The organism is Exiguobacterium sp. s34 (assembly GCF_018617435.1).
GTDB classification, from domain to species: domain Bacteria; phylum Bacillota; class Bacilli; order Exiguobacteriales; family Exiguobacteriaceae; genus Exiguobacterium; species Exiguobacterium aestuarii.
The window spans coordinates 514273-537669 of the sequence record NZ_JACSKE010000001.1 but is presented as its reverse complement, the minus strand read 5'-3'; the positions used below and the strand labels follow the sequence as shown (position 1 = coordinate 537669).

Below are 23397 nucleotides of genomic sequence, written 5' to 3'. Positions count from 1 at the left end.
GTTCTTCCTCCTGTCTGTTATACATATAAACACCCCATGCCTCTTGTTAGTGCATGGGGTGTTTGAATTAGTACGTCAAGCTCGCGGCGACGATGATTCCGACGACGAGTGATGCGGCGAACAAGCTGAAACCGATGGCCACGTTACCGTTCTCGACTTCTTTTTCTAAGTTCACGCCAGGCGTGAGGATGTATTCAAACGTCCAGAACGCCAATACTTGGGCAGCGATGCCGACGAGTCCCCAGATGAACGCATCGAGCAAGTTGACGCTGTTAGCCCAAACCGTGTAGATGACGATGGCGAGTCCGAGCGCTTTCCCCCAAAGTTTCAACGCGACGGCCATGTTGCCTTCTTTGATTAACTTGCGTTCCGAATATTTGGTCGTCAGTGCGAAGATGATGAGTCCCGCGAGAATGAGACCGAATCCTGTCCCGAGGTGGGCGAGGAAGCTTAAGATTGAATCGAGTGTGATGAATGTCATGAGTTCGTCTCCTTTTGTGTAGGTGTGCCAATGGCTAAGTAGTAAGATTGGTTGTTCGTGATCATGCTACCGGCGCGAACGCCGAGTGCGGACGAGTGTCCATTCAGACAAAAACATCCGATCATATAATGTGTCTCGATCCGACCTTTGACGGTCATCGTCATCCGTGTCGGAAGTTCAATGAACTGTTGGTACACAGCCGTCTCTTCCGCATACGTTTGTAGTGCTTCGCGATGAAACGGTTGACCGTCTTTCGTGTACAAGATGACGGAGTCACCTTCACGTCCGAACGCCGGCTTTTTCACATAGTCCGCTTCACCGAGAAACGGTGTGTCTTCTAAGTAAGTCGGTAAAAAATATGTTCCGATGATGTCACGCTCGGCTTCATCGAACAGTGTCTCGGTCTCATACAATTCCCAAATCAGGGCCTGTACGCCTTTCGATTGCATGAGAAAAGCAGAGAGCGGGTTGAGCAGTGACACATGTTTTTGTAGGTTCAGTTCGAGTAACCGAATGCCGATCAAATCCCCGTCTGCTGCGCGGTCGTCCACGAGATGCTCAATCGGATACGTTTGACGATATAGGATGTCGATTCGCTCACCGGATGGCGTGTAAACGCCGTCTTCGTCGACGAGTAAAGCGTGCAACGGTACGAATTCAGACGGTAAGTCAAGCGTTTCTTGTAAGAAGCGCGCCGTCCACTTGTCTTCGATATTGTCATCATGTGCCGTAAAGACAATCTTTGGAGTACCTTCTCGAGAAAGTCGTTGCCACGCGGCGACGATAGCTTTCCGCAGCTCGGTTTTCAGTTGGGCGGTGGCTTCCCTGTTCGGGTCGAGGAGACCAAACTCAGAAGCGACCACGCCGTTCACGTCAAACAGCTCTTTAATAAAGGTCGGCGTATCTGCATTGAACTCCATCAACTTGAGTTGACCGTCTTTCATGATCCAGTCGTAACGACCGATGATCGTCTCCTGTGGCATCGTCTTCTCCCGTAAGAACGGCAGGCTCGCCTCGGGATAACCAAGCAGTCGGAGCGTCTCGTCAGGTAGCGTGCGTAACAATTGATTCATCTTCCGGAAAATCGAGTCAACCGCCTCGGTCGCCTCTCGGACAGAGGCAACCTGCGAGGCGGTCATCTCGAAACAATCGTATAAGGCATATTCTTCATCGTTTAAATCGGGCCAAAAATAAGGGATTTGACTGTAAAGTTCGTCACGCGTCATCCGCCGAATCCACCTTTAGAGCCACTGCCGAGTCCAGATTTTGATGATCCTGAATTTGAGCCGTTCGATACGGCGCCAGTCGCACCACCGTTGGCTTTATATGTCTTATATGACGAAGAACTCTTCAATGCGTTTTTTGAGCGGAACAGGCTTCCGAGTAAGAAGTAACTGCCGTAGTGCGGAGAACGGTCGTCATCGCAATAATACGACTCGGTCTCGTCATCCCAGTCCCAATCGTCACATTCGTAACCGGTCGGCTCTTCCGGGAGCGCCGCTTCTTCATATTCATCCCCACCGCAAGCAGCAAGGGAAGTCGTCAATACCGCGACGGAGAGTCCGCTTAAAATTTTCTTGCTTGTCTTCATGTTGATTCCTCCAATTCATAACCCGTCGGTGTGACGTAGATGACATACACACCACGATCTTCATCTGTTTCTGCTGAATCGCGTTCATATTCTTTGCCGGCGACATACAAGTACTGGCTCCCGAGCATGGCAAGCGCATCGAGGTGGCGGTCGACGTAATAGGCTTCGAGCAATGGGTTGTCAAATCGGTCATCGAGTGTGCGGATTTCGACTTTGATTTCGCTCGTTTCGTGCTTGTCCATCGGTCCCTCTGTATAGCGATCGACATAGATTAAAAAGTACTGATCGCCTTCTAGGGCAGACGAGCGCTGTTTGTATGTCATGCCGTCTTTGACGAAAAACTCACATTCGCGACGGGCCAACACTTCATCTAATCCGAGAGACGTGTAATGGTATAGTGGTTCGAACGATAATTCATTTTTATAGAGACGATACTCTAAGACGATTGAGTTCATATGTCAGTCCTTCCTTTTTTCTTTTTATACGGAATCACCATCAAAATGGTTTCGTGAATCTTTTTGTGGATACGTTTAGTATATAAGAGAGAAGGAGGGGGAAACAGTGCATATCTTATTTCGTTTATGGAAAGGGTTAGCGAAATTATCATTTTTGAATGTCATCTTAGCTTCGATTGGCATCATTATCCTAGGAACCGTGCTCGGTTACTGGTTAGAGCCAGAAACATTCGGGTCATTGTTTGATTCGTTCTGGTGGACGATGACGACATTGACGACCGTCGGATATGGAGATTTTTATCCGTCCTCCGTGGCAGGGCGATGGCTCGGGATTTTCTTATTCCTATTCGGGATTGGGATTATCGGGGCGTTGATTGGAAAATTGGTTGAAATCGGTGCGACGTTTCAACGGTTAAAACGGGAGGGAAGACTAGTGTATCGTGGAGAGGGACATTATGTGTATATCGGGTGGTCCCCGAAGACGAGAAAGGCAATCGATGAAGTGCTCAACTATGAACCGAAAGCAGAGATCGTCCTCATTGACCAGTTAATCGAGGAGCCGTACGTGCATGATCAAGTTCACTTCGTATCAGGAGATGCTTCAGATGAAGCGGTATTGTTGCAGGCGAACGTCTTGAAGGCACGACGCGTCGCCATTTTCGCGGATGCGCGCATCACGGAGACGTTACTCGCCGATGGGAAATCACTCTTGATCGCGTCAGCGGTCGAGGCGCTATCTTCTGAGCATCAGGTGGACTTGCATACAGTCGTTGAAGTGTGTGAAGAGCGGAACATCTCGAAATTCAAACACGTCCGGGTCGACGACTTTATTTTAGCGAACGACTCGGTCTCGCTCTTGATGGCGAAAGCGACGTTACAACCAGGAACGACGGCGATTTTCCGTCAATTGTTAAGCAAACAGTCGGGTGGGAACATTCAAGCCTTGAAACCAAAGGCCGAGTGGCAAAATGTTCGACAAGCGAACACGGCTTTACTTGAATCAGGGGTGACACTCATCGCGGTCAATGACCGATTGGATGTGGCGACGATGCTCGATTTGCCGCTACAGGATTCAGACATGCTTTACGTCGTCTGTCACGACGATGTATTTGAACGATTATCGTAAGGAGTGAAACCATGCATAACGGAACGTTTATCCGAAAGATGACACGCATGCAAAACGTGCAACGATGGGACGAGTATGCCCCACATTATCATGACAACGCAGCGAGTCATAGCTTTCGTGTCGCGGTCTTCAGCTTGATCGCGGCTTATGTGGAGAAAGAGAACGGACATGAAGTCGACTTGCTCGATTTGCTCGGGAAAGCCATTTTCCACGACATGAATGAAGTGCAGACGGGTCCAATCATGCACCGGACGAAAAAAGAACCGACCTTGATTGGGCACATCGAACGTATGGAGCGGACAGCAAGTCTCGGTCTTGTCGAACTGCTATCGCAATCGTTACGTCCTCACTTCCACCGTTTTGTTGTCGAGGCGGAAGATGATTCGTTCGAAGGACGAATCGTGGACGGAATCGATTCATTCGATGCGATGCTGTTCGTGCGACGGGAAGTCGCCCATGGCTCTCCACACTTTGATGACAAACTAGAAGAGATGAAAGCCGCGCTTCGTCATCATCCGATTGATTCGGTCCGTTGGCTGTTCGATCAGGTTGAGGCAGAGACCGATGTGTTACGCTTCATCGAGAACGTCATGCGGATGGACAGTGTCCGGCGCTGGAAAGGTCGCTTCAATACGATTGATGACAACGATGCGATTCATGGTTTTCGGGCTGCCGCGCTCGGCATGTTCAGTGGACTCCTGGAGCGTGAAAAGTATAGTGTTGATGTCGATGTTGCCGAGCTTGTCGCTCGATTACTCTGTCACGACTTAGTCGAAGGCGTCACCGGGGACGTGCTCGGACCTGTCAAACATTCGACGAAAGAGACAGGGGCCGCATTTGAGGCATACGAGCGATCAGAGAGTGAACGTCTTCTCGGGTTGTTGCCGGCATATATGCAGCCGGCGTTCCGTCGATATATGGCTGATTCGAAAGATGATACGTATGAAGGGATGCTCGTCGACATGATGGATAAGCTTGATGCGCTCATCAAGATGAACATGGAGCGCAAGATGAACGGGGCTGAGTATGAGGTCACGTATCGCGAGCAACTCCGTAAAGTCCAGATGCGTTATGAGAACCCGAGTATGATCTTCTTCCTCGCCTATATTTTGCATGACCTGGATTACGTGACAAGTTAATGAATAGGCGGATGGCACAAGCCATCCGTCTTTGTTTCGTTCGACTGAACTATTCAAATGAAAAATAGTTAGGGAGAGAGAACTGTTTTTAGCTGTCTATCTATGCAACAAAATCAAAATCCTTCACAATGATTAATGCAAGCGCTTTCATTAATCGAATGAGGAGGAATGAATGATGTTGAAGAAACGACAAGGGATTGCTGTCTTAGCTGGAGTGACATCGATTGCACTGCTTTCAGGGCAACCGGTCGCACAAGCAGCAACCCCACAAAACGGTACGATGATGCAATATTTTGAATGGTACGTCCCAAATGACGGACAGCATTGGAACCGTCTCTCGAACGATTCGCAGCACTTGAAAGACATCGGCATCTCCACGGTTTGGATTCCACCGGCGTATAAAGGGACGTCTCAAAATGATGTCGGATACGGGGCCTATGATTTGTATGATTTAGGAGAGTTCAATCAAAAAGGGACGACACGCACGAAGTATGGAACGAAAGCGCAGCTACAGTCGGCCATCTCCAACTTACGCGGAAAAGGGATCGGCGTATATGGAGATGTCGTCATGAACCATAAAGGGGGAGCGGATTATACGGAATCGGTCCAAGCGGTCGAGGTCAATCCTTCCAATCGAAATCAGGAAACGTCTGGAGAATATTCGATTTCTGCCTGGACTGGATTTAATTTTGCGGGAAGGAACAATACATACTCGCCATTCAAATGGCGTTGGTATCATTTTGACGGGACCGACTGGGATCAGTCACGGAGTTTGAGCCGGATTTACAAATTTAGAAGTACAGGTAAAGCATGGGATAGTGAAGTATCTGGAGAGAACGGGAACTACGACTATTTGATGTACGCCGATATCGACTTCGAACATCCGGAAGTGCGGCAAGAAATGAAAAACTGGGGGAAATGGTACGCTGATTCGCTCGGGCTTGATGGCTTCCGTCTCGATGCGGTGAAACATATCAACCACTCCTATCTAAAAGAATGGGTAACGAGTGTCCGTCAAGCAACAGGAAAAGAAATGTTCACGGTCGCCGAGTATTGGAAGAACGACCTCGGGGCCATCAATGATTACTTGGCGAAGACAGGCTACACCCATTCCGTATTCGATGTGCCGCTTCACTACAACTTCCAAGCGGCAGGGAACGGTGGCGGTTATTATGACATGCGCAATATCTTAAAAGGGACAGTCGTCGAGCAGCATCCGACACTTGCCGTCACCATTGTCGACAACCATGATTCGCAACCGGGGCAATCACTCGAGTCGACGGTTGCCAATTGGTTCAAACCGCTCGCCTATGCGACGATTATGACGCGTGGTCAAGGATATCCAACACTGTTCTACGGCGATTACTATGGAACAAAAGGGACGACAAACCGTGAAATCCCAAACATGTCAGGGTCGCTTCAACCGATTTTGAAAGCGCGTAAAGACTTCGCCTACGGTACGCAACATGACTATATTAACCATCAAGACGTCATCGGATGGACACGTGAAGGTGTGACAGACCGGGCGAAGTCAGGTCTTGCGACGATTTTGTCGGATGGACCGGGTGGGTCGAAATGGATGTATGTCGGGAAGCAGAATGCAGGAGAAGTGTGGAAAGACATGACCGGAAATAACGGTCGTCTCGTGACGATCAATGCGGACGGTTGGGGCGAGTTCTTCGTCAACGGTGGGTCGGTTTCCATCTATACGCAGCAATAAACCCATCAGACTTGTCTCACTAAAAATGAGACAAGTCTTTTTTCTGAATTTTCACCACATATTTTTTATACATGATATAATGACCTAGTGTTAATTCTTGATAGGGACGACTTTCCGATCCATGAATTCACATTGAACAACGTCGGTTGTTGGTTTCATTTATATTTATGCGTTGTCACGCTGTTGAATTCAAGGAGGTTGTTATGAGTAAAGAAAAGATTGCCCAATTAAGAAAGCACGTCTCGCCGTTTGAAAAGTCCGATATCCGGATTAGTGTGCGGCAGATGATCAATACGATTTTACCGTTTCTCGTATCGTGGTTTTTAGCGTATCAACTACTGAGTGTTTCGATTTTCTTGACATTGCCGTTCACGTTGATTGCAGCAGGATTTGTGGTGCGCATGTTTATCATCTTCCATGACTGTACGCACGGTTCGTTCTTTAAAAATAAGAAGGCGAACGCGATTGTCGGAACCATTACCGGAATCCTGACGCTATTCCCTTACGAGAAGTGGAAGCGAGAGCATGCGATTCATCATGCATCGAGTGGAAACTTGGATAAACGAGGTGTCGGGGACATCTGGGTCATGACGATTGAGGAGTACATCGAAGCCTCGAAATGGACGCGATTGAAGTATCGCCTGTATCGCCATCCACTCGTCATGTTCGGACTCGGACCGCTCTGGCTCATTCTCGTGACGAGCCGCTTCAATCGAAAAGATGCTCGTAAAAAAGAACGCCAAAACACGTATATCATTAACATCTCGCTCGTCGTGTTATACAGCGCGTTAATTTATTTAGTCGGTTGGCAAGCTTTCCTCATCGTGCAGGGAACGACGATGTTCATCGCCGGCGTACTCGGGATTTGGTTGTTCTATGTCCAGCATACGTTCGAAGATTCATACTTCGAGGATGAGCAGGAATGGGATTACGTGAAGGCGGCGATCGAAGGGAGCTCGTATTACGAGTTGCCGAAAGTGCTTCAATGGGTGACAGGGAATATTGGTTTCCATCACGTCCACCATTTGAGCCCGCGTGTCCCGAACTACCATTTGGAGAAGGCACATACGTCGACACCGCCATTGCAGCGGGCGACAACGATCGGACTGTTTTCAAGTTTGAAATCGTTACGCTACAAATTGTACGATGCGAACAATAAAACATTCGTCACGTTCCGGGAAGTGCGTCATCTCTTGCGCCGAACGAACGCGGCATAAAAAAGCTTGTCCCCGTCAAAAGGGACAAGCTTTTTAGCGTTTCCAGACCCATTCATCACTCTCATACTTTTTGACGAGCAAGTCAATTTCGGACTGTTGGTCTTCTGTGAAGACGAGCGGTTCGAACGTCAACGAGAAGGCGTCCTTGAAGCCGGTCTCGAACGCGGCGGCCACTTCGTCAAACGTGACGAAGCGCTGTAGCGTGTCATTCAAGGCGACGGCTTTCTCGCTGAATCGACTTTTGGCTTCACGCTTTTCGGATTCCTCCATCGCGAAACAGTCGAACAATACCTCATCGTCGACAGAAAGAGGAATGGATCCATGTTGAAGGACCGCCCCTTGATGACGCACTTGTGCGCTACCCGCAATCTTTTTCCCATTGACGGCCAATTCATAATAAGAGGCGGCATCGAAGCAGACAGCGGATTTCGGTTTGCGGAGCGCCTCGCGATCCTCTTCTGTCAACGGGACCGAGAATTCGGCCGGTACACCGAGCTCGTGGTAACCACGGCGGACCCCTTCCGTGAGCAAGCGATAGCTCTCGATGATATTTGTCGGCAGGGCTGGTGTCGATTCGGGCAAGATGACGCTATACGTCAACTCGTCCGCGTGCAATACAGCCCGTCCTCCTGTCAGGCGACGTACGACCGGGATGTTGTTCGCCTTGAGGGCGTCACGGTCCAAGTCACGTGTCGCCCGTTGGAAACGCCCGACGCTGATCGCATGAGGTGCCCATGAATAAAAACGGAGCGTCGGTTTGAGTTCTCCCTTCGCGACCCAATTGGCGATGGCTTCGTCAATCGCCATGTTTTCGGCCGGTGAAGTCGATTCGGTTCTAAGTAAGTGCCACGTCGTACCAGTCATAATCTCTCTTCTTTCTGTTAGTCGATTGGCAACATCGTGTGGCGACGTGCCTTGTGTACTTGTTCATCCGCATGGTAAGACGAACGGACGAGCGGACCTGCCTCACAATGTGAGAATCCTTTTGATAGCGCAATCTCTTTCAACTCAGCGAACTCGTCTGGGTGATAGTAACGTTCCACCTCGAGATGTTTCTTCGTCGGTTGTAAGTATTGTCCGAGTGTCAAGATGTCGACGTTGTGCGCACGGAGGTCATCCATCGCTTCAATCAATTCTTCTTTCGTCTCCCCGAGTCCGACCATGATCGACGACTTCGTCGGGATATCCGGATTCAACTCTTTGGAACGCTTCAAGAATTCGAGTGTGCGGTCATATGTCGCTTTGGCACGCACTCTCGGTGTGAGGCGGCGAACCGTCTCTAAGTTATGGTTCATGATGTCAGGACCCGCATCAATCAACGTTTGTAAGGCAGAGAAGTCACCCATCATGTCAGACGGAAGTACTTCGATGGATGTCTCCGGATTCATAGAACGGACGGCGCGAACCGTTTCTGCGAAGACCGTCGCTCCGTAATCGTTCAAATCATCGCGTGCGACCGCAGTAATGACGACGTGCTTCAAGTTCATGAGACGGACCGATTCGGCGACGCGCTTTGGTTCTTCCCAATCGAGCTCGTTCGGTTTACCTGTCGTGACAGCGCAAAAGCGGCAGGCACGTGTACAAATACTCCCTAGAATCATGAATGTCGCAGTCCGACGTACCGCCCAGCATTCATGAATGTTCGGACACTTGGCTTCCTCACATACCGTATGTAGATTTTTCTCGCGCATCATCTTCTTCAGACCGGTATACGTGTCATTCGTGTTCAATTTAATCTTTAGCCATTCCGGCTTTCGTTTCAGTTCCCCTCTTGCCACAATAATTTCCCCCTTTTTGAAAGTTAACCTGTATCGAATTGAGTTTACCAAAAAAAGAATCAAAAACGAACCACGGAAATTATTGGTTTTGCCAATACAGTTTTCTGTGTATCAAAACAGAAACATTGTTTCAAAATGGTTACGCTTTCACGGGAGTGATTGTTTCTGAAAAGTGGAGTTGCTATACTGTTGTTGACCACCTGAATAAGAACCAAATGTAACTGATGCGATCAGGCATGGGGTGAACGAGCGTTGATGAGGCAACGCTTCTTCCTCCATGCCTTTTCGTTTGGGGGTCAGTCAAATTGGACTAAGGGGAGTGGGAACATGAACAAGGCATTGAACTGGACAGCAACACTCGGATTGACGACAGCACTACTCGTTTCATCGATTCCGGCAGCGGATGCGGTCGTGGCGGAAGGGACGCCGACGATGTCGATTGACCAGCGCGTCAACACGCAGCTGGAATCGATGACGCTCGAACAAAAAATCGGGCAGATGATCATGCCGGACTTCCGACTCTGGAACGGGGCAAATCATACATCTCTTGCACCGGAAGTGGCGCGTGTGATTGATCGTTTTGATCTCGGTGGGGTGATTCTGTTTGCGGAGAACGTGAAGGAGACGGAACAGACGACGAAACTCGTTCATGATCTGCAAGAAGTCGTGAAGCAAGACGACAGTAATGACATTCCGCTCTTTGTCACGATTGACCAAGAAGGGGGTATCGTGACACGTCTCGGGACAGGGACGAACTTACCTGGAAACATGGCCATCGGGGCGACTCGTAACAGTCAATATGCGTATGACGCTGGAAACATTATCGGATCTGAATTGAACGCACTCGGGGTAAACGTGAACTTCGGACCGGTACTCGACGTCAACAACAATCCAGGAAACCCGGTCATCGGGGTCCGTTCATTCTCGAGCGACCCTGAACTCGTCGGCGAACTCGGGTCGGCGATGACGCAAGGCATTCAAGACCAAGGTGTCGCAGCGACGGCGAAACATTTCCCGGGTCATGGGGATACGGCGGTCGACTCACACTATGGACTACCGATTGTCGATAAGTCGCTCGACGAATTGCGCGGACTCGAGTTGTTGCCGTTCAAACGCGCGATCACAGAAGGGATCGACATGATCATGACGGCACATATTGGCATGCCGCAAATCGAAGATGAGGTCGTCGAGTCGGATCGTGGGACGTTCCCACTCCCAGCGACGCTCTCGGACGATGTCATCACGGGAGTGCTACGTGAGGAACTCGGATATGAAGGGATCGTTGTGACCGATGCGCTCAACATGCAGGCCATCTCCGATAACTTTACGGAAGCAGAAGCAGTCATCAAGACGTTTGAAGCGGGCGTTGATATCGCCCTCATGCCGACGATTTTGCGTTCGGAAGCAGACGTGATCAAACTCGAAGCCATCTTTGATGAAGTCATCCAAGCCGTGAAGGATGGGCGTTTATCAGAGACCACTATCGATGAGTCGGTCGAGCGTATTTTAAAACTGAAGGCAGAACGCGGCATTTGGGGAGAGACGATTGACTCGACGACGCTCGAGGCGAAGCTCGCAGAAGCGACCGCAGTCGTAGGTAGTGCGGAGCATAAAACGAAAGAGCGTGAAATCGCAGAAGCAGCCGTCACCCTCGTGAAGAATGAGGACAAGACACTCCCGTTCAAACCGAAAAAAGGGGACACGGTGCTCGTCTTGTCACCAGCAAAAGATCAGACGGATAGCATGGTGAAGACAATCAAGTCGCTCGAGAAGAACGCCGGGAATATGAAAGACGTGAACGTCATCACGGCAAACTATTCGGCGTCAACGCCACACTTAACGCAAAATCCGGCACTTCAGCAACAAGTTGAGGCAGCCGATTATATCATCGTCGGTTCGAACGTGAACAATAGCGCGAAATTGAAGCCAACGTCAGCTGACCATTACGTGCCGGCCGAAGTGTTCCGTTACGCGAACGAGACAGGGAAGAAGTCGGTCTTACTCAGCTTGCGCAACCCATACGATGTCGCCGTTCAGCCAGACGCTCCGGCTCAGCTCTTGATTTATGGGTTCAAAGGCGACCCGAACGGACCGGACTCAGAAGCAGGGAACTTGAAATCGGCCGGACCAAACTTGCCGGCGGGCATTCGTGCCATCTTCGGTGAAGTGAAGCCGCAAGGGACGTTGCCAGTAGACGTACCGAAATTTGTGGACGGTGTGTTCCAAGACGAGAACTATGCACAGTTTGGAGATGGATTTACGAACTGGAATCGCTAAATGAAAATGAGCTCACCCGATAGAGGGGAGCTCATTTTTTATGCCTCGAAGTAGGCGATGACGAGTAGACCTGGACCGGTATGGGCACCGATGGCAGAGCCGACAAGTGTTTTCGTGATATGTTTCGGTTGGACATGCTCACGAACCATCTTCTCGAACTGTTCCGCTTTTTCAAGGTCGTCACCGTGACCGATGAACAAGTGCCCGTTCTCGACGAGTGGCTTCGATTCCATCGTCCATTCGACCATGCGGCGCATGACTTTTTTGTGACCACGTACTTTTTCAATCGGCACGAGCTTTCCGTCCTCGACCGTCAGTAACGGCAGAATCGTCAACAAATCACCGATGAAAGCACTCGCTTTCGAGACACGTCCGCCGCGCATCAAGTATTCGAGTGACTCGACCGTGAACAAGTGACGGATCTTTCCGACGAGCGAAGCGGCATACGCGACCGTTTCTTCGTACGTATGGTCTTGCCCGTACTCCGCGACCGTCTTGACGAACAATGCTTGTCCGACCGAAGCCGTTCGCGTATCGAGAATCTCAAAGGTGCTGTCTGGATACTCCTCTTTGAGCATCTCCCCGACCATGACAGCCGTTTGGTATGTACCGGAGAGTTCTCCGGAAAATGCGAGATATAAAAACGGGATTTCGGCTTCAAGGTGTTGACGGAAACAATGCTCGATTCGCGACGCCTCGATTTGGAACGTCTTCGGCGTCTTGCCTTGACGCATTGCGTCGTACACGTCTTTCGCTTGAATCGTCTCTCCATCTAAAAACTCTTCGTTGTCGATGATGACACCGAGCGGTAAAATCTCAAGACCGTATTCGATGATTTGATCGTGGGTCAAATCGGCCCCGGTGTCTGTGATCAGTTTAAACATTGGATGAATCACTCCTCTGTTAATTGTTGTTCAATCTCGCGTAATGGTTCATTCCGTTTCCACATCCGGTCAAGTTGACTCACGAGTGTCGTTTGTTCTTCAGCCGTCAGTGACGCGTTTTGGAGCGTGCTGACTGTGGAAAGGACGCGGTAGGCCCGTGTGAGGACGTCCTGAACCGTAAGGGGGATACCGAGCAAGTCTTCAAGCGACGCCATCGTTTCCGGTACAATGGTAGGGTACGTAAATTTGGTCGTTTCCCCTTGAATCGCTAAGTCATAGAAGTCGCGGATGATTTCAGCACGTGCGCTGCCACTCTTCCTGACGCTCAAGTAAATTTGAACGGCGACGCCGCCACGGACGCGTCGTTGCGAAATACCGGCGAACTTTTTACCGTCAATCGACAAGTCGAAACTTCCCGGACAGTAGGAGCCGACGACTTCCCCTGGGACGATGTCGCTCGTGACGTCTTGGAACATCTGTTGGATGAGGGAGGTCATGGCCTCATAGCCGCTGTCGATTTGAATCCCGTCTTTCTCGGGTAAGATTAAAGATAAGTTGAGGACATCATCGTCTAGGACGACGGCGAGTCCGCCTGAGTTTCGGACGACCGGTCGAAAGCCACGCTCATGTAAATACCGGACCCCATCTTTTAAATGAGGCAAGCGGGCATCTTGAATTCCGAGTACAATCGTATCGGTGTGCACCCATGCGCGCAAGACGGCGCCTAGTTGTTGGGTGGAAGCACACAACGTATCATCAGTCGCAAACGATTGTTCCGCTTGAAACATCGGGCCGAGGCTCGATTGGTCGATCACACGATAGCTCGGTTGGTTTAATAATGGATGGATCATATACTTAATTCCTTTTCACAAATAATTTTCCTTCTCATTATAGCATGGAGGGAACGATTCGTTTGAAGTCGAATCTAGAACATAACGAAACGTAGGAGGGCATGTCATGTACTCGTCACGAGGACAATTATCTGGATCGAAAGTGTTTAAAGATCCGGTACACCGTTATATTTACGTCTACGATCATCTGATTTGGGAACTGATTAACACGAAAGAGTTTCAGCGCTTGCGTCGCATCAAACAACTTGGAACGTCCTTTTTAACGTTCCACGGCGCGGAGCACACACGCTTCCATCATTCTCTCGGCGTCTATGAGATTGCGCGCCAATTGATCGACCAGTTCCAACAATATCCAGAATGGGATGACCGCGACCGTGAATTACTGCTAGCAGCGGCGCTCTTGCACGATGTGGGTCATGGACCATTCTCGCACGCGTTCGAACATGTCTTCTCGGTTCGACATGAAGTGTGGACCGAGCGAATCATTCTAGGAGATACCGAGGTCAATCAAGTGTTGTCCGAGATGGGTGTCGGGTTCGCGGAAGAAGTGGCCGCCATCATCAATAAGACGCACCCGAACCGCTTGATTGTCAATATGCTCAGTTCGCAGCTTGATGTCGATCGGATGGATTATTTGCTCAGAGATGCGCATTTTGCGGGCGTCAGTTACGGAAAATTTGATTTAGAACGGATGTTGCGCGTCCTCAGACCGGATGAAGACCAAGTCGTCGTCAAACAGTCGGGGATGCATACGATCGAAGATTACATCATGCGCCGCTATCAGATGTATTGGCAAGTGTACCTTCATCCGGCGACACGTTCGAGCGATCTTCTCTTAAAAGCGATTCTCGAGCGGGCACAGGAACTGTATGAGAGCGGGTATCCGTTTAAGATGACACCGAAGCACTTCTTACCGATTTTCGAACAAAACGGCATGTCACTTGACCAATATCTGAAGTTGGACGAGACGGTCGTCTACTTCTATTTCCAAGAGTGGATGGAAGAAGATGACGCGATTCTAGCCGATTTATCGAGCCGCTTCGTGAATCGGCGTTTATTGAAATATAAAAACTTCCCGGAGGCGAACCGCGTCCGCTATATGGAACGGTTACGTCAAACAATGGACGAAATCGGATTACCGCCCAAATACTATTTACTCGAAGATCAGCTGAGTCAATTGCCGTACGATTTATATAAAGGACAGGGCAAATATGAAGGCATTTATCTTCAGATGAATGATGGGGAGCGGAAAGAGATTTCGGAAGTGTCCATGCTCGTCCAATCGATTTTGAACTCGAGACAATCCGATGAAAAAATTTATTATCCAGAAGATGTGTTACTGAACTTAAGGGAGCATGCGAATGAGAAATCGTGGCTCTTGTCGACATTGAAATCCGAATAACCCGCAAAGGGGCGTGACACGATGGAGATTGCGACATTGATTGGTGGAATCGGGATTTTTTTGCTCGGGATGACGTTACTCACAGATACGCTCAAAAAGTGGGCCGGTACACGACTGCGTCATCGGTTGAACCAATTCACTGATGGCTCGCTGTCGGGTGCGACACTTGGGGCGACGCTGACAGCCTTATTCCAGTCTTCTACCGTGACGACGTTGATGACGATCGGCTTTGTGAGCGCGGGTCTGATTACGTTCACGCAAGCTTTGCCACTTGTCATCGGGGCGAACGTAGGTAGCGCGACGACCGGATGGATTATCGCCATCCTTGGCTATAACGTAGACGTACGTCAATTATTCTTGCCACTCATCGGAATCGGAATGGCGTTTCGTCTCTCTGCTCCACGTTTTCGCCGAGTCGGGCTTCTATTCGTCAGTATCGGTCTCATTTTTGTCGGGATTGGGACGCTACAGGATGCCATGGGGGATGCGGTGACGTTCTCGTTCGGACCAGTCGGGTCGATGAGTCTCACTCAACAAGCACTCCTCATTGGAATCGGTTTTGTGATGACCGTTGTCCTCCAGTCGTCGACAATCGGGCTCGTCTTAACGATGACCGCCCTTGCGACAGCTGCGATCACACTTCCACAAGCCGCTTACTTGGTACTCGGTCAAAGTGCTGGAACGAGTCTCGTCGTGGCACTCGGTTCGATTGGGGGCTGGAAGTCGGCTAGACGTATCGTGTTAGGCCACGCCATCTACCACGTGTCAATCGTTCTCATCGGATGGCTAACGTTCCCGATTCTCTTTTTTGTCGTCAATCGAGTAGCCGATTGGTTCAACTGGAACGACCTGTTACGCCTCGCCTTATTTCATACGACATTCCATGTGTTAGGGGCGCTTTTGTTTTTACCGCTTTATCAACCGTTTGCAAAACGTCTCTTAAAGTGGATTCCGAGCCGCTCAGAAAAATTGACACGCCTACTCGACAAGAACATGTCTCAACTCCCGACCGTCGCCCTTGAGGCGGCACGGCGGTCTTTACTTGAAATCGAACGCTATTTAGGAAACGAGACCGAGTTGCTCGTTCGAGAGGGACGTCTCCGTGAAGATGAGTTGACGCTCGTCGATAAGACGCTGAGCGATGTACGTGTCTTTTTGAGTACGATTCGTCTCGACGATGTCGGGAAGCAGAACGATTACGGGCAACATTTGTCCTTGTTGCATACGATTGATCACCTCGAACGGTGGTTATACGTGTTGCGAGAAGTCGAGCCGGTTCAGTCACTGCGGGACACCGATTTTTTGGCGGCACGTGAACTCGTGTTGCACGAACTTGACCTTGTGCATCAATTGAACCATCATACGCCACCGGAAGACTCGAAGATGTGGAAGCAGGCATCGAAACAGCTAGCGGAGTATCGGAAGGCGCATCGCTCGGAGCTGTTAGAAGAAACGGCTGCGAATCAGCTAGAGATGGAGCAGACGATTCAAAAAGTACAAGTGCTACTCTGGCTCGACCGCATCGGTTATCACATTTGGCGGGCGACGCGTCACTTGATTAAGCCGACCGTACCGAGTGAACGGTTCGAAATGAACCGAGAAGACTGAAGAAAAATGGAGGAATGAGAATGGCAACATGGGTGACTCACTTTCGAATCGCGGAGGAGATTCTCGAGACAGATTCCGCGTTTGAGCGCATACCTTTTTTAGTAGGGAATATCGGTCCAGACTGTGGGCTGGTCGGAGCGGATGGACGTCCAGAACCGCCGAAAACAATCACACATTTCAAAACCGAGAACGGAATATCTGCTGACCTGTTCAAACAGACATATTTAGATGGGAACACATCAAAATCTGATGCGGTATGGTCTTATTTGGTAGGCTATTATTTTCATCTGGTCACAGACGAGTATTGGGTGCGGTTGACCCGTGCGAAAAAAGAAGAGCCGATTGTACGGGCAATCGTCGGGACACCAGACTATACCCGTTTAGTCAAAACGGACTGGTATGGAATCGACTTTGAATATCTGGCAAAACATCCGAATCATATCTTTTGGACGGACTTCCGCCACATCCATGGATTCGAAGACGTGTTACCGTTTTTCCCTCAAGGACAGACGGCGCAACAAATTCAAAACATCACATCCTTTTATGAGACGCACCCGTTCGACCCACATCATGAATATGTATATATGTCACCTGAAGAGGTTGATTCTTTCGTCGAGGAAGTGCTGGATGGTCTAAAAACGAAGATTCAAGAAGTTCAACGTATACATAGTTGACGTGGTGCTTAGATGAAAAACGGACTCCGATTCAAGGAGTCCGTTCGTCACTTATTTTTTGTCCGCGTGCATGACGCCGGCTTGCCCGTAGTGCGTCGCATCCATCTCTTCGATGAAGACGGTGATGTTTTCTTTCGGGGCATTCGTCGTCTCGGAGACGGCATCCGTCACTTTTTCGATCAACGCGCGTTTTTGTTCCACGGTCCGGCCCGGGAGCATTTTTACCGTTACGTAAGGCATGGTCATTCCTCCTTAGATGAAGTCTCTTTCATTGTAGTGAATCCCCTTCCTCTAGAAAAGAAAATTCTCATCTACCGAGAAACGTGAGCTCATTTTTACCGGATTTGGGGTAATAAACAACACAGAGCGAATGTAGGAGGAATCGAGATGAAGTGGAAAGGGAGACAACAGAGCCGGAACGTAGAGGATCGGCGGGGACGTAGTATCGGAGGAAAAGGGATTGCCGGGGTCGGGGGTGGTCTCGGATTGATTCTCGTCATCGTCTTCACGTTATTGAACGGAGGAAACCCGACCGACCTCGTCAATAATATCGGACTCGGTGAGCCTCAATCCGAAGGAACATACACCGGGACAGCACGAGAAGAAGAGATGGCGGACTTCGTAGCGGTCGTCCTGAAAGATACGGAGGAAGTATGGACGGACATTTTTGCGGAGAACGGCATGACGTATCAAGAACCAACGCTCGTCCTGTTTTCGGGACAAGTCGAATCCGCTTGTGGCATCGCTGGGTCAGCGGTCGGTCCCTTTTATTGTCCGGGCGACCAAAAGCTGTACATCGATTTAAGTTTTTATGACGAGTTGAGTCAACGCTTCAATGCGCCCGGTGATTTTGCGATGGCGTATGTCGTCGCCCATGAGGTCGGGCATCATGTTCAGACGCTTCTTGGGACGACAGAAGACATCATGCCGCTTCGTAATGAGATGAGCGAGACGGAATTCAATCGCTATCTCGTTCGTTTCGAATTACAGGCAGATTATTACGCGGGCGTATGGGCGCATCACGCGCAAGGACTTGGTTATCTTGAAGCAGGAGACGTCGAAGAGGCGATGAATGCGGCCCATCAAATTGGTGACGACACGTTGCAACGACAGGCTCGCGGTTACGTGACCCCTGATTCGTTCACGCATGGGACGTCAGAACAGCGGATGCGCTGGTTCGAAAGAGGCTTTGAGAACGGGTCGATTCAAGGTGGCGACACGTTCAATACGAACAACTTATAGGTCGGGCGTGCGCTCGACCTTTTTTAGCCGATTGGAATATGAGGAAAGAATCCGCTATCATAAAGGAACAACAGTTGCAGGAAGGGGATGACCCGATGGAATCCTTACTTACGAAAATCGATTTAGCAAAAGACGATATGACAGCGGTTGAAAAGAAAATCGCGGACTATATTTTGTCCCATTCAACGCTCATTCCAAATATGACGACGAAAGAGCTTGCCCAAAAGACGGATGTGTCTGAGGCGAGTATCGTCCGTTTCGCCCGAGTGATTGGAATTGATAGCTTTAAAGCGTTTAAACTCGCACTCGTGAAAGACTTGGCGGTCACCGAGACGACACTGACGGACTTCAACGTTCTCCAGCAAAAGGATACGCCATATGATTCGTTTCAAAAAGTCATTCATGTAAATAAAACAGCGATCGAAGCGTGCGCCGAAGCGATGGATAAACGGGAACTCGAACATGCGATCGACTTGTTCGCACGTGCGAATCGTGTCGTCTTTTATGGGGTCGGAGGATCATCGACCGCGGCCATCGATGCGCATTATAAATTCACGAAACTCGGGTATGCGGCTACGACGTCACCTGACTTTCATTACATGTTGTCGTTGATTCCGCATTTAGGAAAATCGGATGTCTTCGTCGCCATCAGCACGTCGGGACGGACGAAAGATGTGCTCGAACTTGTTCGTTTCGCTAAGAAGAAACGTGTGCCCGTCATCGCCATCACGAACTTGGACAAGTCCCCACTTTACCGGGAAGCGGACGTGCGACTTTGCACGCCGAACGTCGAGAGTGATTTCCGAATCGCGAGCATCGCCTCTCGGATGACGCAACTGACGATTGTCGATACGTTATACATGGGTCTCCTTCACCGTAAAGGAGAAGAGTTAATCGATCGCTATGCCGAAGCACGGGATGAGATGGTGAAGTTGCGCCGATGATTCGACCGTATACGAAAGACGACCGATCGGAGTTAGAAAACTTTTTGATGCGGCAACACACCTTCGCTCTCTTGAATGGACAGTCTATTCAGGAATTTCGTGATGAGAATGTGGCAGATTTTGAAGAAGACGGTACCGTCAGTCTGATTGATCGTGAAGATGGGCAGATTGTCGCAATCGCGGACCTGTTGAAACGACATCCGGTGGACGGCTCGCTTTGGCTCGGACTGTTTGTCGTCGATGAAGTCCTTCACGGGACAGGCTTGGCGCAAACGTTGTATGAACAACTCGAAGAACATTTTATGCGTCCGTATCAGACGGTATTTCGGTTAGGTGTCCTTCCGGATAACCTTCGCGCCCGTCGGTTTTGGGAACGGAACGGCTATGTATATGAGAGGGATTCTGTCACGAACAAAGGGGTACGCGTTCACGTCCTGAAGAAACAACTCATTCGAACGGAGTGAGTTTTTCTTTCACTCAATTATGAAATTTAGTTTCAATTAAATTTAATAATAAATTGACTTTAAATTTCAATATAGTACGATGAAACCATAGAGAAGAAAGGATGGTGGCGATGCTAGAGAAATTGGCTACAGAAAGACGGAACGAACGGACGATGCATCTAGACGAGATGTCGATTGAGGAGCGATTGACAATCATGAACAGTGAGGACCAACAAGTTCCGCAAGTGATTCAAGATCAGATTCCGGTCATCGCGCAAGTGGTAGAGCGGGTCATCGCATCCTTTCGTAAAGGCGGTCGCTTGATTTATATCGGGGCAGGCACGAGCGGTCGATTAGGGATTTTAGACGCTGCCGAGTGTGTGCCGACGTTCGGGGTGTCCCCGAATCAGGTCATCGGGTTGATCGCTGGCGGCGAACGAGCGCTCATTCAAGCGGTCGAGGGAGCGGAAGACAGTAAGGAATTGGCAGTCAATGATTTGAAAGCGCTTCAACTGACGGAGGACGACACGGTCATCGGCATTGCAGCGAGCGGACGGACGCCTTATGTGGTCGGTGGTCTCGATTATGCACGCGAAATCGGTGCGACAACGGCAGCCATTTCCTGTAATCAGGACGCGATCATCAGCCGACATGCGGATTATCCGATTGAAGTGGAGACCGGACCAGAAGTGTTGACCGGTTCGACACGATTGAAGGCAGGAACGGCCCAAAAACTTGTCCTCAACATGATTTCGACGACGTCGATGATTGGAGTAGGAAAAGTGTATCAAAACTTGATGGTCGATGTGCAACCAACGAACGAAAAGTTAGAAGTACGTGCCAAACGGATGATCGCAGAAGCGACAGGGGTCGACATGGAGACGGCCGCGCGTTATTTTGAGTCATCCAAAGGACATGTCAAAACGGCGATCGTTATGATTTTAGCGGACGTCTCTTACGAGGAGGCCGTCGAACGATTAGAGCGTGCGAACGGATTTGTCCGCGAGTCGCTATAAGGGGGAAAATCGAGATGAAGAAAGAAGAGGTTTTAGCACGGGATATCCTCGCACATGTCGGGGGGAAAGAGAACATTCGTCAACTTGCGCACTGTATGACGCGTGTCCGATTATCATTAAAAGATCCAACGAAAGCCGATCTTGACGCTTTAAAGAAAATTGATGGTGTCATGGGGGTCATCGATGATGAGACGTTACAAATCGTCGTCGGTCCAGGAACGGTGAATCGGGTCGCGGATTATATGAGTCATGAGACTGGTCTCGCGATTGGGGAAGAATCGGTGGATGCGAACTTGACGTTAGAAGAGCGCGCAGCGGTCGAACGTCAAAAAGTAAAAGAGAAGCAAAAGTCACCGTTCAAACGCTTCCTTCGTCGACTCGGGAACATCTTTATTCCGCTCATTCCGGGTCTCGTCGCTTCAGGAATTATCAACGGCGCGGCAAACTTTGCGGTCAACGCTGGTGTCGACCGAACAGAGACGTGGATGCAGATTCTACTCGTGCTCGGGAGCACGGTCTTCGCGTACTTAGCCATCCTTGTCGGGTGGAACACGGCGAAAGAGTTCGGGGGAACACCGGTGCTCGGGGCGATTGCTGGGGGGATTTTGTTCAACCCGCTCCTCGCGGACATCGTGATTTACGGGGAACCGCTCGTCGTCGGACGTGGTGGATTGTTCGGTGTCATTTTTGCCGGTTGGCTCATGACCTATATCGAGAAACACATTCGTCGCTTCATGCCAGTATCGATTGATATTATTTTTACACCACTCTTCACGGTTCTCATCGTCGGGTTTACGGCACTTTATGCAATCATGCCGGTCGCAGGCGTGTTGTCGGACGGCATCATGCGAGGCATCAATGCGACGCTTGAATTTGGAGGACCCGTCGCCGGGGCATTATTGGCAGGATTCTTCCTACCGCTCGTCATGGTCGGGTTACACCATGGCTTGACGCCAATCCATTTAGAATTGTTAAACACCGTCGGGACGACTGCGCTCCTTCCAATCTTGGCGATGGCAGGTGCCGGTCAAGTCGGTGCTGCTCTTGCCATCTTCGTGAAGACAAGCAACCCACGTCTCCGTAATATTATCAAAGGGGCGATCCCGGTCGGCTTCCTTGGAATCGGCGAACCGCTCCTTTACGGGGTCACGCTTCCGCTCGGACGTCCGTTCTTGACGGCATGTCTCGGGGCAGCAGTCGGTGGCGCCTTCCAGGCAACGATGAAGACGGCCGCACTCGGAATTGGCGTATCGGGTCTATCCCTTACGCCGCTGATTGACGACGGGATGTACTTGACGTACGTCGCCGGTCTATTGATTTCCTATACGGCAGGTTTCCTGTTTACTTATTTCTTCGGCTTCAAAGAAGAGATGGCAGACGGGATTTGACAAACAAAGATGGCTCGGTCGAGTCATCTTTTTCTATACGTTTTGTGAGGAGGGAAATAGATGAGAGGGATTTCCGTTTACTTAAGTGAGGAATTGACGCCTGCGTCCATTGATTGGATTGAACGCATGCGAGAGAGCGGATTTACGAGCATCTTCACGTCGCTTCATATTCCGGAAGACGATTCGACGTTATATACAGAACGGCTCCAGCAGTTAGGAGCGTTGGCAAAACGGCTTGAGATGGAACTCGTGGCAGATATCGCCCCGTCGTCTCTACAGGCGCTCGGGAAAGATTGGGATGATGCCCATACATTGTTAGAGTGGGGAGTTACGGGATTACGTGTCGACTATGGCGTCACACCGAAGCAAGTGGCGGACTTGTCACGCCATATGATGGTCGCACTCAATGCGAGTACGCTCACAGAAGTAGAACTTGATCAGATGTTGCAACATGGATTACTACGTGAGAATGTTGAAGCGTGGCATAATTTTTACCCGCGACCTGAGACGGGGCTCGACCGTCTTTGGTTTGACGAGAGAAATGCGTGGTTACATGCGCAAGGAATCAAGGTACAAGCGTTCATCCCTGGAGATGAACAATTACGCGGTCCCCTCCATGAGACGCTCCCGACACTTGAGGCTCACCGCCATCAGTCCCCCCTTTCGTGTTATATCGATTTAAAAGCCACGGTTGACCGGATTTTGATTGGCGACCCGTGCGTGTCAGAGCAGACGATGCGACAGTTTCAAGCGTATGAGGAAGGGGTAATCGTCCTGCGCGCCACTTCCGAGCATCGTGTCAAATCACTCCCGACACTCCATACGAATCGGATGGACCCGGCCCGGGACGTCCTCCGTTCGGTCGAATCGAGAGCATACGGACGACCGGGAGATCAACTGATTCAACCGCAAAAAACAGAAGGAAGACCGTTTGGAAGCATTACAATCGACAACGATCGTTACGGGCGTTATGCAGGGGAACTGCAAGTGATGAAGCGAGATTTGCCCGCGGATGAACGGGTCAATGTCATCGGTCGAGTCATCGAAATGGACCGTCCGCTCGTTCAATACATCGGACCAGGTGGACGATTCCAAATTGACTGGACGTGACTCAGGATTGCCACCATCCTATATCATTGTGTACAGTAGAGAGGGAGGGTG

At 50.1% G+C, this 23397-nt stretch carries 23 protein-coding genes; 14 read left to right on the top strand and 9 right to left on the bottom strand.

What is annotated here, in order from left to right:
- Nucleotides 1-67: 67 nt before the first annotated feature.
- Genes KNO87_RS02630 through KNO87_RS02615 form a run of 4 tightly spaced genes read right to left on the bottom strand, consistent with a single transcriptional unit; the run spans nucleotide 68 to nucleotide 2527 of the window.
- Nucleotides 68-481, bottom strand: coding sequence for a DUF350 domain-containing protein (locus KNO87_RS02630; RefSeq protein WP_214792757.1), 414 nt, complete (start codon nucleotides 479-481; stop codon nucleotides 68-70).
- Entirely contained in the window at nucleotides 478-1707 is a 1230-nt protein-coding gene (locus KNO87_RS02625) for a glutathionylspermidine synthase family protein (protein ID WP_214792760.1), read from the bottom strand. Before KNO87_RS02625 ends, KNO87_RS02630 begins: the two co-directional genes overlap by 4 nt.
- The gene (locus tag KNO87_RS02620; protein WP_012727458.1) at nucleotides 1704-2072 is read right to left on the bottom strand and encodes a hypothetical protein; all 369 of its coding nucleotides are present in this window, start codon (nucleotides 2070-2072) and stop codon (nucleotides 1704-1706) included. Before KNO87_RS02620 ends, KNO87_RS02625 begins: the two co-directional genes overlap by 4 nt.
- Nucleotides 2069-2527, bottom strand: coding sequence for a hypothetical protein (locus KNO87_RS02615; protein WP_214694705.1), 459 nt, complete (start codon nucleotides 2525-2527; stop codon nucleotides 2069-2071). Before KNO87_RS02615 ends, KNO87_RS02620 begins: the two co-directional genes overlap by 4 nt.
- A 106-nt stretch (nucleotides 2528-2633) precedes the next feature.
- Here KNO87_RS02615 and KNO87_RS02610 point away from each other — a divergent pair, with 106 nt between their 5' ends.
- The 4 genes from KNO87_RS02610 to desA all read left to right on the top strand — a co-directional run bounded on the left by KNO87_RS02610 (nucleotide 2634) and on the right by desA (nucleotide 7729).
- Nucleotides 2634-3653 carry an ion channel gene (locus KNO87_RS02610; RefSeq protein ID WP_214792762.1) on the top strand — a complete coding sequence of 340 codons (1020 nt, stop codon included), beginning with the start codon at nucleotides 2634-2636 and terminating at the stop codon, nucleotides 3651-3653.
- Between the two features lie 11 nt (nucleotides 3654-3664).
- Nucleotides 3665-4792 (top strand): YfbR-like 5'-deoxynucleotidase, encoded by a 1128-nt coding sequence (locus KNO87_RS02605; RefSeq protein ID WP_214792766.1) that lies wholly within the window; start codon nucleotides 3665-3667, stop codon nucleotides 4790-4792.
- A gap of 178 nt (nucleotides 4793-4970) precedes the next feature.
- Nucleotides 4971-6512, top strand: a complete 1542-nt coding sequence (gene amyS, locus KNO87_RS02600; RefSeq protein ID WP_483298045.1) for an alpha-amylase — start codon at nucleotides 4971-4973, stop codon at nucleotides 6510-6512.
- A gap of 203 nt (nucleotides 6513-6715) precedes the next feature.
- Nucleotides 6716-7729, top strand: a complete 1014-nt coding sequence (gene desA, locus KNO87_RS02595) for a Delta(5) desaturase DesA (protein WP_214792772.1) — start codon at nucleotides 6716-6718, stop codon at nucleotides 7727-7729.
- A 33-nt stretch (nucleotides 7730-7762) separates the two neighbouring features.
- On the opposite strand, the gene KNO87_RS02590 is transcribed toward desA, so the two are convergent.
- Nucleotides 7763-8593 (bottom strand): lipoate--protein ligase family protein, encoded by an 831-nt coding sequence (locus KNO87_RS02590; protein ID WP_214792775.1) that lies wholly within the window; start codon nucleotides 8591-8593, stop codon nucleotides 7763-7765.
- A 17-nt stretch (nucleotides 8594-8610) separates the two neighbouring features.
- Nucleotides 8611-9513 carry a lipoyl synthase gene (gene lipA / locus KNO87_RS02585; protein ID WP_333781802.1) on the bottom strand — a complete coding sequence of 301 codons (903 nt, stop codon included), beginning with the start codon at nucleotides 9511-9513 and terminating at the stop codon, nucleotides 8611-8613.
- Between the two features lie 321 nt (nucleotides 9514-9834).
- On the opposite strand from lipA, the gene KNO87_RS02580 reads away from it, so the two are divergent.
- The gene (locus tag KNO87_RS02580; protein ID WP_214792778.1) at nucleotides 9835-11784 is read left to right on the top strand and encodes a glycoside hydrolase family 3 protein; all 1950 of its coding nucleotides are present in this window, start codon (nucleotides 9835-9837) and stop codon (nucleotides 11782-11784) included.
- A 38-nt stretch (nucleotides 11785-11822) separates the two neighbouring features.
- On the opposite strand, the gene KNO87_RS02575 is transcribed toward KNO87_RS02580, so the two are convergent.
- Together KNO87_RS02575 and KNO87_RS02570 are read right to left on the bottom strand one after the other, a co-directional pair.
- Nucleotides 11823-12668 carry a DegV family protein gene (locus KNO87_RS02575; protein WP_214786155.1) on the bottom strand — a complete coding sequence of 282 codons (846 nt, stop codon included), beginning with the start codon at nucleotides 12666-12668 and terminating at the stop codon, nucleotides 11823-11825.
- Between the two features lie 8 nt (nucleotides 12669-12676).
- Entirely contained in the window at nucleotides 12677-13519 is an 843-nt protein-coding gene (locus KNO87_RS02570) for a lipoate--protein ligase family protein (RefSeq protein WP_214792781.1), read from the bottom strand.
- A 106-nt stretch (nucleotides 13520-13625) separates the two neighbouring features.
- Here KNO87_RS02570 and KNO87_RS02565 point away from each other — a divergent pair, with 106 nt between their 5' ends.
- From KNO87_RS02565 to KNO87_RS02555, 3 genes are read left to right on the top strand one after another with little or no spacing between them, the layout of a single operon-like run.
- Nucleotides 13626-14921: an HD domain-containing protein gene (locus KNO87_RS02565; protein ID WP_214786159.1), complete on the top strand. Its 1296-nt coding sequence runs from the start codon at nucleotides 13626-13628 to the stop codon at nucleotides 14919-14921.
- A 21-nt stretch (nucleotides 14922-14942) separates the two neighbouring features.
- Nucleotides 14943-16529 (top strand): Na/Pi cotransporter family protein, encoded by a 1587-nt coding sequence (locus tag KNO87_RS02560; RefSeq protein WP_214792783.1) that lies wholly within the window; start codon nucleotides 14943-14945, stop codon nucleotides 16527-16529.
- A gap of 20 nt (nucleotides 16530-16549) precedes the next feature.
- Nucleotides 16550-17203 carry a hypothetical protein gene (locus KNO87_RS02555; protein WP_214786163.1) on the top strand — a complete coding sequence of 218 codons (654 nt, stop codon included), beginning with the start codon at nucleotides 16550-16552 and terminating at the stop codon, nucleotides 17201-17203.
- 51 nt (nucleotides 17204-17254) lie between these two features.
- Here KNO87_RS02555 and KNO87_RS02550 read toward each other — a convergent pair whose 3' ends face one another.
- On the bottom strand, nucleotides 17255-17443 hold the full coding sequence (locus KNO87_RS02550) for a 2-hydroxymuconate tautomerase (protein ID WP_012727443.1): 189 nt from the start codon (nucleotides 17441-17443) through the stop codon (nucleotides 17255-17257).
- 147 nt (nucleotides 17444-17590) lie between these two features.
- On the opposite strand from KNO87_RS02550, the gene ypfJ reads away from it, so the two are divergent.
- The 6 genes from ypfJ to KNO87_RS02520 all read left to right on the top strand — a co-directional run bounded on the left by ypfJ (nucleotide 17591) and on the right by KNO87_RS02520 (nucleotide 23346).
- Nucleotides 17591-18445, top strand: coding sequence for a KPN_02809 family neutral zinc metallopeptidase (gene ypfJ, locus KNO87_RS02545; RefSeq protein ID WP_214786165.1), 855 nt, complete (start codon nucleotides 17591-17593; stop codon nucleotides 18443-18445).
- A 95-nt stretch (nucleotides 18446-18540) separates the two neighbouring features.
- Nucleotides 18541-19389 carry a MurR/RpiR family transcriptional regulator gene (locus KNO87_RS02540; RefSeq protein ID WP_214792786.1) on the top strand — a complete coding sequence of 283 codons (849 nt, stop codon included), beginning with the start codon at nucleotides 18541-18543 and terminating at the stop codon, nucleotides 19387-19389.
- Nucleotides 19386-19853 carry a GNAT family N-acetyltransferase gene (locus tag KNO87_RS02535; protein WP_214792789.1) on the top strand — a complete coding sequence of 156 codons (468 nt, stop codon included), beginning with the start codon at nucleotides 19386-19388 and terminating at the stop codon, nucleotides 19851-19853. The genes KNO87_RS02540 and KNO87_RS02535 overlap by 4 nt, the downstream gene beginning before the upstream one ends.
- Nucleotides 19854-19954: 101 nt before the next feature.
- A complete protein-coding gene (murQ, locus tag KNO87_RS02530) occupies nucleotides 19955-20848 on the top strand; it encodes an N-acetylmuramic acid 6-phosphate etherase (protein WP_214792792.1) in 894 nt (297 codons plus the stop codon).
- Nucleotides 20849-20862: 14 nt separating this feature from the next.
- Entirely contained in the window at nucleotides 20863-22236 is a 1374-nt protein-coding gene (locus tag KNO87_RS02525; RefSeq protein ID WP_214786174.1) for a PTS transporter subunit EIIC, read from the top strand.
- Nucleotides 22237-22296: 60 nt separating this feature from the next.
- On the top strand, nucleotides 22297-23346 hold the full coding sequence (locus KNO87_RS02520; protein ID WP_214792795.1) for a DUF871 domain-containing protein: 1050 nt from the start codon (nucleotides 22297-22299) through the stop codon (nucleotides 23344-23346).
- Nucleotides 23347-23397: the final 51 nt, after the last annotated feature.